General features: G+C 47.2%; 18 protein-coding genes. 8 read left to right on the top strand and 10 right to left on the bottom strand.

Going from position 1 to position 12,568, the window contains the following annotated elements:
- The first annotated feature begins 74 nt into the window (after positions 1 to 74).
- The 3 genes from ku to ACFVSO_RS14335 all read left to right on the top strand — a co-directional run bounded on the left by ku (position 75) and on the right by ACFVSO_RS14335 (position 2,429).
- Positions 75 to 941: a non-homologous end joining protein Ku gene (gene ku, locus ACFVSO_RS14345; RefSeq protein WP_387474608.1), complete on the top strand. Its 867-nt coding sequence runs from the start codon at positions 75 to 77 to the stop codon at positions 939 to 941.
- Positions 938 to 1,843 (top strand): ATP-dependent DNA ligase, encoded by a 906-nt coding sequence (locus tag ACFVSO_RS14340; RefSeq protein WP_387474606.1) that lies wholly within the window; start codon positions 938 to 940, stop codon positions 1,841 to 1,843. Before ku ends, ACFVSO_RS14340 begins: the two co-directional genes overlap by 4 nt.
- A 70-nt stretch (positions 1,844 to 1,913) precedes the next feature.
- A complete protein-coding gene (locus ACFVSO_RS14335) occupies positions 1,914 to 2,429 on the top strand; it encodes a hypothetical protein (RefSeq protein ID WP_387474604.1) in 516 nt (171 codons plus the stop codon).
- A gap of 53 nt (positions 2,430 to 2,482) precedes the next feature.
- Here ACFVSO_RS14335 and ACFVSO_RS14330 read toward each other — a convergent pair whose 3' ends face one another.
- On the bottom strand, positions 2,483 to 3,217 hold the full coding sequence (locus ACFVSO_RS14330) for a suppressor of fused domain protein (protein ID WP_387474602.1): 735 nt from the start codon (positions 3,215 to 3,217) through the stop codon (positions 2,483 to 2,485).
- A gap of 107 nt (positions 3,218 to 3,324) precedes the next feature.
- Complete coding sequence (locus tag ACFVSO_RS14325; protein ID WP_387474601.1) at positions 3,325 to 5,037, bottom strand: MutS-related protein; 1,713 nt, start codon at positions 5,035 to 5,037, stop codon at positions 3,325 to 3,327.
- A gap of 242 nt (positions 5,038 to 5,279) precedes the next feature.
- Here ACFVSO_RS14325 and ACFVSO_RS14320 point away from each other — a divergent pair, with 242 nt between their 5' ends.
- The 4 genes from ACFVSO_RS14320 (at position 5,280) to ACFVSO_RS14305 (ending at position 7,147) form a co-directional block, all read left to right on the top strand.
- The gene (locus ACFVSO_RS14320) at positions 5,280 to 5,891 is read left to right on the top strand and encodes a hypothetical protein (RefSeq protein WP_387474599.1); all 612 of its coding nucleotides are present in this window, start codon (positions 5,280 to 5,282) and stop codon (positions 5,889 to 5,891) included.
- Between the two features lie 126 nt (positions 5,892 to 6,017).
- Positions 6,018 to 6,248, top strand: a complete 231-nt coding sequence (locus ACFVSO_RS14315) for a spore coat associated protein CotJA (RefSeq protein WP_387474597.1) — start codon at positions 6,018 to 6,020, stop codon at positions 6,246 to 6,248.
- Positions 6,248 to 6,511 (top strand): spore coat protein CotJB, encoded by a 264-nt coding sequence (locus tag ACFVSO_RS14310; protein ID WP_387474595.1) that lies wholly within the window; start codon positions 6,248 to 6,250, stop codon positions 6,509 to 6,511. Before ACFVSO_RS14315 ends, ACFVSO_RS14310 begins: the two co-directional genes overlap by 1 nt.
- A 66-nt stretch (positions 6,512 to 6,577) precedes the next feature.
- The gene (locus ACFVSO_RS14305) at positions 6,578 to 7,147 is read left to right on the top strand and encodes a manganese catalase family protein (protein ID WP_387474593.1); all 570 of its coding nucleotides are present in this window, start codon (positions 6,578 to 6,580) and stop codon (positions 7,145 to 7,147) included.
- 91 nt (positions 7,148 to 7,238) lie between these two features.
- On the opposite strand, the gene ACFVSO_RS14300 is transcribed toward ACFVSO_RS14305, so the two are convergent.
- The 5 genes from ACFVSO_RS14300 to ACFVSO_RS14280 are packed head-to-tail and all read right to left on the bottom strand — an operon-like array spanning position 7,239 to position 9,541.
- On the bottom strand, positions 7,239 to 7,487 hold the full coding sequence (locus ACFVSO_RS14300; protein ID WP_387474591.1) for a DUF7336 domain-containing protein: 249 nt from the start codon (positions 7,485 to 7,487) through the stop codon (positions 7,239 to 7,241).
- A 33-nt stretch (positions 7,488 to 7,520) separates the two neighbouring features.
- Positions 7,521 to 7,895 carry a hypothetical protein gene (locus ACFVSO_RS14295; protein ID WP_387474589.1) on the bottom strand — a complete coding sequence of 125 codons (375 nt, stop codon included), beginning with the start codon at positions 7,893 to 7,895 and terminating at the stop codon, positions 7,521 to 7,523.
- A gap of 30 nt (positions 7,896 to 7,925) precedes the next feature.
- A complete protein-coding gene (locus tag ACFVSO_RS14290) occupies positions 7,926 to 8,333 on the bottom strand; it encodes a hypothetical protein (RefSeq protein WP_387474587.1) in 408 nt (135 codons plus the stop codon).
- A 1-nt stretch (position 8,334) separates the two neighbouring features.
- Positions 8,335 to 8,883 (bottom strand): hypothetical protein, encoded by a 549-nt coding sequence (locus ACFVSO_RS14285; RefSeq protein ID WP_387474585.1) that lies wholly within the window; start codon positions 8,881 to 8,883, stop codon positions 8,335 to 8,337.
- A 34-nt stretch (positions 8,884 to 8,917) separates the two neighbouring features.
- Positions 8,918 to 9,541 carry a hypothetical protein gene (locus ACFVSO_RS14280; RefSeq protein ID WP_387474583.1) on the bottom strand — a complete coding sequence of 208 codons (624 nt, stop codon included), beginning with the start codon at positions 9,539 to 9,541 and terminating at the stop codon, positions 8,918 to 8,920.
- 195 nt (positions 9,542 to 9,736) lie between these two features.
- Between ACFVSO_RS14280 and ACFVSO_RS14275 the strand changes: the two genes are divergently transcribed.
- A complete protein-coding gene (locus ACFVSO_RS14275) occupies positions 9,737 to 10,222 on the top strand; it encodes a hypothetical protein (RefSeq protein WP_387474581.1) in 486 nt (161 codons plus the stop codon).
- Between the two features lie 136 nt (positions 10,223 to 10,358).
- Here the strand turns inward: ACFVSO_RS14275 and ACFVSO_RS14270 are convergent, their stop codons facing one another.
- The 3 genes from ACFVSO_RS14270 to ACFVSO_RS14260 form a co-directional block, all read right to left on the bottom strand.
- Complete coding sequence (locus tag ACFVSO_RS14270) at positions 10,359 to 10,751, bottom strand: zinc ribbon domain-containing protein (RefSeq protein WP_387474579.1); 393 nt, start codon at positions 10,749 to 10,751, stop codon at positions 10,359 to 10,361.
- A gap of 280 nt (positions 10,752 to 11,031) precedes the next feature.
- Positions 11,032 to 11,697 (bottom strand): peptidoglycan recognition protein family protein, encoded by a 666-nt coding sequence (locus ACFVSO_RS14265; protein WP_387474577.1) that lies wholly within the window; start codon positions 11,695 to 11,697, stop codon positions 11,032 to 11,034.
- A gap of 78 nt (positions 11,698 to 11,775) precedes the next feature.
- Complete coding sequence (locus ACFVSO_RS14260) at positions 11,776 to 12,546, bottom strand: glucosaminidase domain-containing protein (protein WP_387474575.1); 771 nt, start codon at positions 12,544 to 12,546, stop codon at positions 11,776 to 11,778.
- Between the last annotated feature and the right edge of the window lie 22 nt (positions 12,547 to 12,568).

Raw genomic sequence — 12,568 nt, 5'->3', positions numbered from 1 at the left:
AAAGTAATTATTCAATAAAGCAGCTTGCAAGCCATTGCGATTGTCCCAAATAAATCTATGGAGGTTATTCGTTCATGCATACCGTATGGAAAGGCGCCATCAGCTTTGGTCTCGTCCACGTCCCCATCAAAATGTTCACCGCTACGGAGGATAAGGATGTTCGATTCCGCAGCATCCACAAGGAATGCGGCACGCCCATCTCCCAGAAGCGCGTCTGCGCCCACTGCGACCGGGAAATTGAAAATGACGAAATCGCAAAAGGCTTTGAATACGAAAGAGGCAAGTTCGTCCTGTTCACCGAAGAGGAGCTGGATGCGCTGCGCCCGGAGTCGGCTAGAACGATTCAAATTCTGGATTTCGTCAACCTGACCGATATCGACCCCATCTATTTCGAAAAAGCCTACTACCTGTCCCCCGATATGTCGGGCTCCGGCGCTTATGGCCTGCTGCTTGAAGCCATTCGTCAAACGGGGAAAATCGGCATTGCCAAAATTTCTATCCGCAGCAAAAGCCGTCTCGCGGCAATCCGTGTCGTAGACAATTGCTTGTGCCTGGAGACGATGCACTTCCCCGATGAGATCCGCTCCATTACCCATGTGCCTAACTTGCCGGAGCAAGTCTCCGTCAACGACAAGGAGCTGGAGATTGCCAAGCTGCTCATTGACCAGCTCTCAGCGGGGTTCGACCCGGAGAAATATAGAGACGACTACCGCAACTCGCTGCTGCAGGCGATTGAATCCAAGATGGCTGGCGAAGGCGTCGATGTCGTAGCGGCACCGGCCACCGATTCGACCAAGGTCATCGACCTGATGGCTGCGTTGCAGGCCAGTCTCGACGCAGCCAAAATCCCGACCGATACCGGCAAAGCCGGAGCAAAACGCAAACCCGCCGCCACCAAAGAGAAGAAGCCGAAGAAAACAACGAAAGGCACAGCTTCATGACAGGTTCATCCAGCAGCAGGATGCCTCTGCCGTCTGTTCCGATGTCCCCGATTCTGGCGCCGGATATTCCGGAAGGACCCGAGTGGTGCTATCAGATCAAATGGGACGGGGTCCGCACGATTGTCAGACTGGACGGATCAGGCGGGGTGGAACTGTTCTCCAAACGGATGGAACGACGGAACAAGACGTTCCCGGAAATTGTAGAGCATCTGACAACCTTACAAGTCGGCGCGTGTGTCGCGGATGGGGAAATTATTTATTTTGACGGCGTGAGGCCTAATTTCCAAAGAGGACGGCTTGGCATACGCAACGGCAACGGACGGGACGAGCTGCTGCTCGTCCTGTTCGATCTGCTGCATGACGGGGACGAAGACCTTCGCCCGCTTCCGTTCCGTGAACGATTTGCGCGGCTGGCCTCCAAATTCCCGGAAAAGACGCCCCGATTGATGGTTTCGGATTTATTTGACGATGGGCAAGCATTATGGGAATGGCTGCATGAACGCGGCTGGGAAGGCCTTGTCTCCAAGAAGCTGGACAGTCCTTATACGGAAGGCAAATATCATCAATCGTGGTATAAGAAACGCAAGGAGCTGTACCTTCACGCTGAGGTGGTCGGCATCAAATTAAGGGAAGGACAAGTGTCCAGTCTTGTGCTACGATATGAAGGTCAATATGTCGGACATGTATCGGGGCTGGATTATGCGTCGAAACGCATTCTGGAGCAGTTCATGCGGGACTATCCCGGGGAATGCCCCTTCCCGGTACTGACGCCCGGTATGAAAAAATCCGAAGTGGCCTGGCTAAGCGTCCCCTTCCCTTGCCGCGTCTCCGCGCTGGAATTTACAGACAGCGGCCTTCTCCGCCAGCCCAAGCTGATTGGTTTTGGAGATGGCGACGTTTGATTGCAAGCAAGAAGGAAAGACCTTACATAGCGCCACTGATCAGCATGATCTATGCAGGAGGTTATCGAACATGAACAAAAAAGCACTAGCAGCGGCAGCACTCGCGTTATCCTTATTAGTAGCGGGCTGCAGCCAAAATCAAGCAAATCCATCCGCATCGCCGAACGGACAAACAGAAGGCTCCACGAAGCCGGAGCCGACCAAAAAACCAAAAAAAGAATGGGTAGAAGCCCAGAAGCTGGCTCTCGATCACGTCAATATCTACTTGAACGGCAGCGACGTGGCGGAGAAGCAAAAATATGTGGAAGAAAGCGTCAATCCGGAAGTAGCCTCGCTCTTTCTGTTAGGCACAGCGTCTATACGCAAGGAAGAAGAAAAATTTAAAAACCCAACCGTCGCCGAAACCGTCGACTTCAAGGGCGAGAATGGCGCCAAAGGGACATTGACGTTAATTACTGCGGATGACAATCGTGAAATTATTGTTCTAGTCATGGATTCCAAAGTAACCTTCGCCTTCTTCAATGAAAATAATAGCGACGAGATGCAAGAAACGTATGAGAAAATGAGAGATCACTTCAAGAGTTAATAAGAAACCCGCTGATCTGGGCAGATTAGCGGGTTTCTTATGTATATTAGAGCTTAACGAAAACCAAACCATGATTTTTTACATACGTTTTTGCGTTGAACTTGCAGGAACTCGTTAATTCTCGCTTCGTCCAGCTTCTGGAACAATTCCTCCGCACCATGCTTAAGCTTAAAGTCCATCTCTTCTTTATATATAGGCAGCAAGGAGAAAAAGTGCACTTCCTTCTCCTCGGACATCTGGAGTGTAAAAAATCCATTCGGATCTTCCGCAATTGTTGGCAGGGAAAGCAACATGCCCGACAGCTTCGTATTCGGCGCAAAAGGCTCCGCCGGATCGCCATTCGGAATGGTGTGGCCTGCATATAACCAGCTGTTATAGTCATGCGGCAATCTAGCCAATGTCTTCAACCAGCGAATCGGCCAATAGTTCTTATCATCTTGCATAGCTTCTTCCGTCAGCGGCCAATCAGAAGGCAGACATAGCAGCAGTTCCGCGAAGCGGAATTGCTCGGCTCCTTGCGGTACCGTCATGGGCAGCGCGCTCATGCCGCATGTAACTAACGTATAATAATTTCTACCTTTCGTTGGCGGTACGCGCAGTACATCGATATGAACCTTATCGGATAGGATTTCATGAAAGACAAAATCAACTTCGCCGATATGCTTCTCGACGTGGGCAGTTACCTTCTCAATCGTTTCTTCATCGCCATATGCAGGTTGAAAAGAGTCTTCTCGTTCCTTGTGCCTGTGAATGGGATGTCCTGATGCAGAATATTCCGTTTGGCTCATATTCGTTCCGCTCCTCATGTGGAATAATGTCTCCCTTTAATCATTCCACCCGTACCTTCACTATCCCTGCCTGTATTCGACTTTATTTGTCATAAATCGCCAAATCGTCATTTGGAACCGGTATTCCGTTCACGAATGGTTTTCGCTAGCTGATCGAAGCTGATACCGTATTGCCTGGCGATATCCATGGCAAAGCTCTTGCCTTGCGGCCGTCCAGGCCGAACTTTATAGGAACGGTTCGATAACGTGCCGTCATGCTCTGTATCCTCTTTTATACCGGCAACCATACTGATCAGCTTGCTGCTTCCGTCTACCTCTTCATTAATCTGATTGCTGCTCTCAGCCAGATCGTGAAGATGCGTAGCCACTACTGCTCTAACTCCCAATAGCCTAAGCGCGCTGACAATATCCTTCATCAAATAGAAGCTTTCCCCCGGACTGGTCGAGGAAAAAGATTCATTGAGCAGTACCATGCTGTTAGGCGTAGCTGCGCCAATAATCTCTCCAATCCGCTTCGACTCTACGCCAAGACGGCCCGTTTCCAGCGATGCTTGTTCTTCTACGTTGAAATAAACATGGAGAGAATCCACCGGACTCATCTCCGCCCGGCTGCATGGGACATAGAGTCCGCATTGCATCAGCACCTGGGTTAATCCGATCGCCTGCGCGTACGTCGTTTTGCCGCCAGAGTTAGGTCCCGTCAAAATAAAGATGCGTCCTTCCCCATCAAAACAGACATCATTCAGCACAATATGCTCCTTCAAATCGCCGTCTTCCACCTTATAGGACATGCGCATTGCCAAATTAACATTGAAGTTATCGTCCAATCGGATCTCCTTCTGCTCCATCGGAAGAACAGTTGGCCTGCACATGGGCAATCCATAGCCACGCATGCGCTGAATGAATTTAACGGCGCCGATATAGAAGGCGAATTCCGCTTCCAGCTCCAATATCCATTTGCAGCGAATATGCAGGTACTGATCGATGATAGGATAGACAGGCTTCAGCACATTTTTCAGCAGCTTCCTCAAATCCCGGAACAGCACTCTGCGCAAAGAAGCCTCTTCTTCCGCTGCGATGCTGATCTGGATCTTCTCCGTGTTATGGACGACCGATTCGGTGACGTCAGGGTCCTTATACAGCTCCGATATCCCTTGATACTCATTGCCTCCCGCGAACAACTTGCCAAATAAGGACTCCCCGGAAAAACGCTTGTCATTGATGGATACCAATGTGGCTTGTACGGGATTTAGCTGCGCATCCAGATTGATGCCAATGGTTACGCTTGCGATGGAATCGAGCCCTTGCTGTAATGTGGGAAGTTGAGTCGCCAGGTTTTTGTAATCTGTACTATCATAGATACGCAGGATTCGATCCCGCAATCGGCGTAAACCAGCAGATTTCACCGTCTCCCCGCTTGCAAAAGCCTCCTGCATTTGAGCAATAAAGTCAACATAAATCGTGAATTCTCTCAGTCGAGAAACTGTCTGAAGCAATTCGCTATCGTGAGAGTGGCTTTTGCTGGTTGCAAACCGCATCTCATCGATAATCGCATTGCTCTTTTCCACATGGCGAAGCAATTCGGGATGGTCGATGAAATCATCTATAATGTCGAGCCTGTAAGCAATTACACTGAAATCGGGAGTGAATTGCTGCACCATGTTTTTCACGTGTTTATCATACTTTCGGTCTCCGGCTATCGCATGAATTAGAGGCATGCATTCCAGTTCTTTCAGCTCCTGATCGGAGAGGCGGATCGCTGCTTGATGAGTGCTGGATGGAAATAGGAGATGGAACGGTTCTGATGAAGAGACGGCCATGTGATTCATCCTTTCATGTGTAAAATCAATTAACACGATGCTAATAGCTGGAAGTTTTCTTCCTTCTATCATACTGACCTCTATTTATTTTGTAAAATATTGATATTATATCCAATAGATAGTTCGGATCTGGTTTGTTCAGCCCCGTCCGCTACACCTCCTATGGCTCTTGTATTGGAACCATAATCTTCTATAGTCGTATAGGCTTGTAATTATTACTAACCTTGAGATGGAGGAATCTTATGACAAATACCCCCTTTAATTGGAAGATCGAATTTAAAAAAGCTCTCATTCCCGCAATGATTGCCGCAATTCTCAGCTTCGCCTTCTGGGGAATTCAAACTACGTTGCAATCCAACGAAAAAGAAAGGGATTATAAGATCAAGCTATTCGAAGCGCAAGTCTCCCTATTGCAGGATTATCGAGCGGCTACTATCGACAGACTAGAGCTCAATATTTTAGAAAATGAGAGAATGGGAGGGTATGGACATTCCTCTAAGGATTACTACGCGCTGCAAGAGGAATTGAAATCCCTGTCTCCTGTTCTATATGAAAAAGCCGCAAAAACAGAGGACATTCAGAATAGATTGATAAGTAACTTTATACTTATGGAAAACTTAATGAATGCCAAGTCTGTTGACGCTATACATGATTTCAAACGAGACGTGATGCAATTAACATTCTCCGACCATCTTAATATTTATGAAGCTTATAAGATGGCTAATCTTCCTGGTTATGTTCCGGACGAGCAAAAGGTCGACTATCATATTCAAGAGATCAAACAAGCTATAGCCGATCATTACAATTCGCATCTGGAGAAGCTATTGAAGGCCACTTCTTCGGATATTTTTTGAAGCGCACACCAAGATATGAAACTCCATGGAATCCGGGTCGCATGCATTCTTTCCTATCGGGCATATCGTCCAACCCTTCACACATATAGTTGGGCAAGGAATGATATGGAAAGGAGCGCGACCCCCATGAGTGCAAGCGATCAGTTTCGAACGTACCGGCCGTTTATCGGGCCGTTCGACCCTTGCCCGCCCATCACCGAAAAGAGCTACAATGTGCCGCCGCAGCTGTTTATTACATTCCAGCCCCCCAATCTGCCGCAATTCTCACCTTATGAAGCTTTGAAATATGGAACGCTTTGGCCAGCCCTGTATGCTCCCTATCCGGACCCATCACGCGAGGAAGCAGGTGGTGATTGATGTCTCACGTGCTTGATGAGGCTTATTACAAGCAGCTGCACGACTTGCAGGCCGTCGATTTTGTGCTGGTGGAATTGAACCTATACCTGGATACTCACCCTGGCGATGAAGCCGCAATTGCACAGTTCAATCAATTCGCGGAGCTGCGCAAGCGGATTGCCGAGCAATTCGAATCGCAGTATGGTCCCTTGATGAACTTCGGTCACAGCCTCTCCAAAGCCCCTTGGCAATGGAAGGAAGCGCCTTGGCCGTGGCAAGTGTAAGGGAGCAGCAACCCGGAGGTTTCACCTTCGGTCATAATGACGAGGAAAGCGGGGGAATGCGCGCCAATGTGGGCATACGAGAAGAAACTTCAATATCCCGTAAGGGTGAGCAAATGCGATCCGTTGATGGCTAAATTTCTTATGGAGCAATATGGTGGAGCCGATGGCGAATTGGCGGCTGCGCTGCGTTATCTGAATCAGCGGTATACGATCCCGGATAAAGTAGTTGGGCTGTTGACGGATATCGGCACGGAGGAATTTGCGCACTTGGAAATGATCGCCACCATGGTCTACAAGCTGACCAAAGATGCGACGCCAGCGCAGTTGAAAGCGGCGGGACTCGGGGATCATTACGCGGCGCATGACAGCGCGCTGTTCTATACAAATGCGGCGGGGGTTCCTTGGACGGCTTCTTATATTGCTGCGAAAGGCGATCCCATCGCGGATTTGTATGAGGATATTGCTGCCGAGGAAAAAGCGAGGGCAACCTATCAATGGCTCATCGACATGACGGATGACGTGGACCTGCAAGACAGCTTGAAGTATCTTCGTGAGCGGGAGATCGTGCATTCCCTTCGTTTCCGCGAGGCGGTTGAAATACTTAAGGAGAAGCAGGATCAGCGGATTTATTTTTAGTGTTTATTATCAAAACGAAATAACCCAGCCGACTGGAACAGCGCGGCTGGGTTATTGATATTGATGAATTTTTTTCCATTTCAGAAAAACCTTAATATTCCTCATCGGTATCTCCCCCATGCACTGTTACGAATCCTTCCTCCCAATGATCTTTGTCAATTTCATATGTATCAATGTAAAAATGTTCTGCGTAATCCTTAAAACCTGGGAGTACCTTGTATCTTTCAACTACCAACTCTGCTTTCTCTAGCGATGAATAGATGCCGATAGTCTTAGTTTCATCATACTTCCCGTCTTCTCCCACTCCATAAGAGTGCTGCACTAAAAAAACTGCTTCCATTTTCAACCCACCTCTTTGGGGTATACGTTAAAGTCATAAACAACGATCTATAAATTCAGTCCCGATTTCTAGGAAGGTAATAGACATTTGCAAAACTAAGCCCGTCATCCATGTCTTCACCATCAAGGGTCTGCAGAAATGATATTGGGCAACTTTTCTATTGTTAATTTTAACATCAAGTGTAGTTTGTACGAATCTGATGGTCTGATCCCATCTATAATTCACAACTAATGCTATTTTTGCTCTCAGCAGCTCTGTACAATTGGTGATATCCGTATCTTCAAATGCTTCGGCATATTCCTCCGGCTCTTCAACACGCCATGTATTTACATATTCCCAAAAGCCTTCTTCCGCTTTTTTGAATGATTGATGTTCCTTAGCGAATCTCTCCAATTGCTCAGTGTTCATCGGGTGCCTCTTTTCCATAAAATCCCTCTGCTATCTTAACGTTTCCGCATTCTTGTGTAGTCCCAGCACTTCAGTTACCTCAACTTCGCCAAGTCTTGTTCCTCCTGCCATAAAGTAACCTTTAATTCCTGTCTTGATTCTATTCACATGTACTAGACGTCGCATTTCAGGAAATAGAATCCACATTGTTGCGGTACCTTGTGTAGGTACAGGCAAGTGTTTATCCATTATTACATTTCCCGACATGTCTTCAAATTGCGTATGTATACAGAAAATACCAATCTTCTTAATATCATCACCATCATACAAAAAATCTGAGCGAAGCCCCTGGTATGCAGGCCTTGTAATCCTGCCCTCTGATTCTGCATAAAATCTATACGTTACTCTGAAATCTGGCGGATGTCCCTTAAGATCTTCATAAGGCTTCCAAATTGACATATCAGCATTTGCCTTCTGTTTTTTCAAAATTGCAAATCAAACAACCATGGCAAGACAACAAGACAGAATGGCTTTCACATTTCGGAAAACCATCTGGAATGGTAGGATTGATTTCATCTTCTTCCTTCGATGACCAGTAATCGTATTCGCTCTCATCTACTTGTTCTTCTTGAAACGCAGAGATCAAATCACGAAACTGCGTGAGATTACTATAAATGATTTCATAGTTCGGCCTATAGCTCAATACATGCCATCTCTGTCTATTAGCCGCACTGTCTATGACAGACAACAGAAACTTTTTATGGACCGCAAAACCTTCTTTGGTCCAAGGCATCTCATTGATATTAAATCCAACAGTCCCGATGCCAACTATGGATTGATCTCTTTGATTCAGCCATATGATGAATTCCTTCTCCCTGTCCGTGACCGCCAGGTCCGAGCCGCTAAGCGCAAGCACGTCGAGAAATACAGCAGTACCTCCGTTTGACATACTTACAGAGTCCACTGCATGTCCATTTTTATGATGATTGATATGTATTATATTTCCCATTGTCGCAACCCCACTCTATTAGTGAAAATAAAACCTAATTAACTTCGATAAGTATGCCTGAGTTATCTAGGTGCTTATAGTTTATTTCCGTTAAAACATCCTTCAATAATTCATCCACTATTACGGTCAAAAACTTAGAGAGATTGTCTCCCAATTTAACGTTTGATAAGGTGCATTGTTCATACGGCCATTCTCCCTCAGTTTCAAATAATGTCTTCACATCTTCCTCTATAGCCAATCCGCCAACACTAAACTTCAACTCCTTAAAAAGCAAAATTAACAAGCTTCTAAATTCATATACCTCATCACACCGTATACCTGGCTGACTCCATTCTGGAGCATCCTCTAAATCCCCAAAAAAACACATTGAGAAAAACAGCAAGTCTGATCCAAACTTTTCTACAATAAGAAGTGCTCTTCGTTGACGAATGGTATGAACGGTTATGTTTAGCGTGATTGAATGCATGATCTTGCTATTTGGATCATCAACGTCGTACGAATATCCCCTATAAAATTCCTGAAGCGATTCTATTTGATTTTCAACAGTTATTTTTACATCCATATTTTGAATCTGATTAATGATCGTTTCAAGTTTTGTACAATTTGTAGTAACAAAACTAAGCTCAAGAAAGGGCCCTCCCTGCAACCAGCTAATCATCACCAACCTCCATTTAATGCAACACTTATATAAAGCACCTAGTAATCTACATCTTTTTACAAAAAAACATTTTCTTTTACAAAATATAAACTATAATTAGTTCTTAGGAATATTTTTTTAATTGTACGTGAGTCAACAGTGAGAAACTAACTCATACATAATAGACATAAGGTGTGACACAAATTGAGATGGCGCATGTGGCTTACGATTTTCGCCCTGATATGGCTAGGCTGTTACTTGCTTTTATTAGAGGTGCTAGGCTCCTTTCTGGTAGCATTATTTTTTCATTTTGTTGTTTATTCGATTTATTCCTTGATTGCCTCCGTTATAAAAGTGTTGAAAGACCGTAAAAACTGCACGGATATGTTTCGAGGTAAAGAGCCGCCTGCGTACTGGGAGTATGTGTTCCTTGTTATTATTACGCTGTATCAATCAAATCTTGGTCCGCATAGCCTTTCATTAGTAGTAATCATGGGCACAACTATACTCTCCGTTACTGATCTCATTGAGGAGTATGGCGGAATTGTTCTCATTATTGCCCTTGTGGGATCAGTCGCTATTTGGGCTTTAATTAGTCACTTGCTCCTGCGAACATTCAGAGCCCTATATCCACAAGTGAACAAGCATGCACAACGAAAGACCCGCAATCGCCGGTCTGGTCGGAAGAAAGCTGCTAAATAGAACAAATGATTAACAGGCTAATCACATGAGTGAACAGCCTGTTTTGGCGTCCCGCACAGCGTACGCTATTTCATCATGAAATGCTCACTTCTCCGCTTGCATATCATCTCATATTCTAACCCTCTATACTTTCCCGCTATAAAAATAAATCCATCCCGGTACCCAGCAGCCCTCTCTTGCGAGCTTCAAGCACATTCGGATCATACACATCCACCTTGCCGCACTGCAGACAAGATACGAAGAAATAATGATGATGCTGGATATCCAGCAGCTTGCTAATGCCCGTGCCCGTCATCGCCACTTCTTGGACGTTGCACTCCTCATGTCCGCAGCGCGCGCATGTATAATTATTCATCAATTGAGAGGCTGTAGCCTCTTCTTCCAGCTCATCTTGTAGCCCTTCCTCTGCAACCGCGGAGCTTTCCTTTCCGCTGAGATGCTCCGGCAGCACCTCATGCTTGCATAATGGGCAGATCGTACTGTCCAAGATAACTTGCTCGCCGCACCACGGGCAATTAACTTCCTCCATATCCGCAGCCCTCCCATTGATTGATTTGATTTCGTCAACAGTGATAGCCCTTACTTGTTATTAACTGTATTCGCCAAATTCTCCTGCAATCCTTTTATTCAATCATTTTCCCGTATGTACTCCCACAGCAACGATTTTCCTATGAGCAAAAAAAATTCCCGCATGCGCCTAGCATGCGGGCAGATAGCTGTAGACACGCCATAGTCGTGCCGGGAGTTCTTTTAGCCAATGATAGCAATAATTAACTTTGGGATGGCCTGAGCAAAATGATCAGACCGCCTTACGGCTGAGGGTCCTGACCGCTGACTCGGCGCAGCTCGTTCGCCAGCCGGTTGAATTCCCTGCGGGCTTCCGGTACTTTCGTGGACATATAGGCTGCGCTCAAAAACAGAATAATGGCGTTCGCATCCTCCGGTTTCAGCATCGGCTCTTCTACCTCCCCGCCGTCGTCCTTCAGCTTGGCGTCGACGCTTGCTACGAATGCTCTCCAGCCGCTCCAATCGCCTTCATCGTTCATGAGGCGGGGGCAGTTTTTGCCGCTCCAGTCATAATGTCTTCGCAGACGATTCGTCCCCCACCCTCTCTCTCTGAGCATCGACGCGACAAGGGTCGCCGCATGATCCAGCGTCTGGGCGTAATTGCCGCTTTCCGTAATTTCGATGCCGATTGAAGTCCGGTTGCCGCTGCCCGAGCTGCTGCCGTCTCCTGCATGCCAAGCCACTTCCTGCAGCGGTAGACATTCGATGGCTTCTTTCTCGTCGATGACGATATGGAAAGATGCCGTTACTGTATTAGATGGATTCGTCAGCCAGTTTCGTTCGTTTCGTGCCGTGCTGGTTGGGTTTGCCGTGTTGTGTATCGTGATGGTCGTAGCGTTCAATGCGTAACCGGGCCGCCTGTTATGCGGCGTCGACTTCGGAATATGATCTACCACGTACGCATACATTCCAACTGCTCCCCTCATAAGCTTGATGATAATCGATTATATTACTTAATATATTCTTCAGCAGAATGAGCGGAAGGGCTATTCGAACAAAACCGCCCTTGCCCGGTCGTCCCAGGATATCGGAAGACCCAGCACGCCAGCCATATCCCTAACCTTCACATACCCGGTTGATGCAGACAGCATCGATTCCAGCTCCAGGCCGTTGACGGTTACCTGGCTGCCGGTCCAGCCGATCTTCGCTCCCAGCGCCTCACCGATCCGCCTTGCAGGTATCCAGGTCGTGCCGCCTTGCAAGTACCCGCCTCCCAATACTTGGCCTTGATTGATGATAGGCACAACGGAAGCCGCCTCGAACCCTTTCGGCAAGGGAACAGGCTTCGCCATCTCATCATAACGGAGCAATCCATACTGGCGAATAATCGCCATCAGCTTCGACGGGTAGGCAGGGTCTGTCGCATAGCCGCAGGCCAGCAGCATCTGTGTCTGTCGCTCCGGTGTCGCGGCATGACGCACTCTATCGTATCTGGATGTATTCAGCAGCAGATCAAGGTCTTTGTAGAAATGATAGATGCTCTTATACGCGCGGAATGCCGCCTTCGATATGACGGAGCGCCCGTCCACATACTCCCATGTCCCCTTCACGACAGCTTCGCCCTGCCAATAAGCATTCGTTCGGCCGCTGCCCACTTTAATGCCGCCCAGATTGTTCCATGCGTGAATATCTCCCCCGGATTCCAGTAAGCTCTGAGCCAGTCTTACCGACGGAAACATTGAAGAACCTTCCAGATGAACGAATATGACGGCCGGGGCGATAGCCGCAAAAAATTGATCTCTCGTTAGCTTTGCCATGCTTGTCACTCCTTTTTCGCCG

The sequence above is a fragment of the Paenibacillus sp. NPDC057967 genome, from assembly GCF_042887015.1.
In the GTDB taxonomy this organism is placed as follows: Bacteria; Bacillota; Bacilli; order Paenibacillales; family Paenibacillaceae; genus Pristimantibacillus.
Note: the sequence above shows the minus strand (reverse complement) of the source record. Positions and strands in the feature narration are given on the sequence as shown.

What these genes read in the sequence shown, in the direction of transcription:
- ACFVSO_RS14325 (WP_387474601.1), bottom strand. Translation starts at nt 5,037, where the DNA reads ATGGCCGTCTCTTCATCAGAACCGTTCCATCTCCTATTTCCATCCAGC.
- ACFVSO_RS14340 (WP_387474606.1), top strand. Translation starts at nt 938, where the DNA reads ATGACAGGTTCATCCAGCAGCAGGATGCCTCTGCCGTCTGTTCCGATG.
- ACFVSO_RS14290 (WP_387474587.1), bottom strand. Translation starts at nt 8,333, where the DNA reads ATGTCAATTTGGAAGCCTTATGAAGATCTTAAGGGACATCCGCCAGAT.
- ACFVSO_RS14315 (WP_387474597.1), top strand. Translation starts at nt 6,018, where the DNA reads ATGAGTGCAAGCGATCAGTTTCGAACGTACCGGCCGTTTATCGGGCCG.
- ACFVSO_RS14320 (WP_387474599.1), top strand. Translation starts at nt 5,280, where the DNA reads ATGACAAATACCCCCTTTAATTGGAAGATCGAATTTAAAAAAGCTCTC.
- ACFVSO_RS14300 (WP_387474591.1), bottom strand. Translation starts at nt 7,487, where the DNA reads ATGGAAGCAGTTTTTTTAGTGCAGCACTCTTATGGAGTGGGAGAAGAC.
- ACFVSO_RS14265 (WP_387474577.1), bottom strand. Translation starts at nt 11,697, where the DNA reads ATGTATGCGTACGTGGTAGATCATATTCCGAAGTCGACGCCGCATAAC.
- ACFVSO_RS14260 (WP_387474575.1), bottom strand. Translation starts at nt 12,546, where the DNA reads ATGGCAAAGCTAACGAGAGATCAATTTTTTGCGGCTATCGCCCCGGCC.
- ACFVSO_RS14305 (WP_387474593.1), top strand. Translation starts at nt 6,578, where the DNA reads ATGTGGGCATACGAGAAGAAACTTCAATATCCCGTAAGGGTGAGCAAA.
- ACFVSO_RS14270 (WP_387474579.1), bottom strand. Translation starts at nt 10,751, where the DNA reads ATGGAGGAAGTTAATTGCCCGTGGTGCGGCGAGCAAGTTATCTTGGAC.
- ACFVSO_RS14330 (WP_387474602.1), bottom strand. Translation starts at nt 3,217, where the DNA reads ATGAGCCAAACGGAATATTCTGCATCAGGACATCCCATTCACAGGCAC.
- ACFVSO_RS14335 (WP_387474604.1), top strand. Translation starts at nt 1,914, where the DNA reads ATGAACAAAAAAGCACTAGCAGCGGCAGCACTCGCGTTATCCTTATTA.
- ACFVSO_RS14280 (WP_387474583.1), bottom strand. Translation starts at nt 9,541, where the DNA reads ATGATTAGCTGGTTGCAGGGAGGGCCCTTTCTTGAGCTTAGTTTTGTT.
- ACFVSO_RS14285 (WP_387474585.1), bottom strand. Translation starts at nt 8,883, where the DNA reads ATGGGAAATATAATACATATCAATCATCATAAAAATGGACATGCAGTG.
- ku (WP_387474608.1), top strand. Translation starts at nt 75, where the DNA reads ATGCATACCGTATGGAAAGGCGCCATCAGCTTTGGTCTCGTCCACGTC.
- ACFVSO_RS14310 (WP_387474595.1), top strand. Translation starts at nt 6,248, where the DNA reads ATGTCTCACGTGCTTGATGAGGCTTATTACAAGCAGCTGCACGACTTG.
- ACFVSO_RS14295 (WP_387474589.1), bottom strand. Translation starts at nt 7,895, where the DNA reads ATGAACACTGAGCAATTGGAGAGATTCGCTAAGGAACATCAATCATTC.
- ACFVSO_RS14275 (WP_387474581.1), top strand. Translation starts at nt 9,737, where the DNA reads ATGTGGCTTACGATTTTCGCCCTGATATGGCTAGGCTGTTACTTGCTT.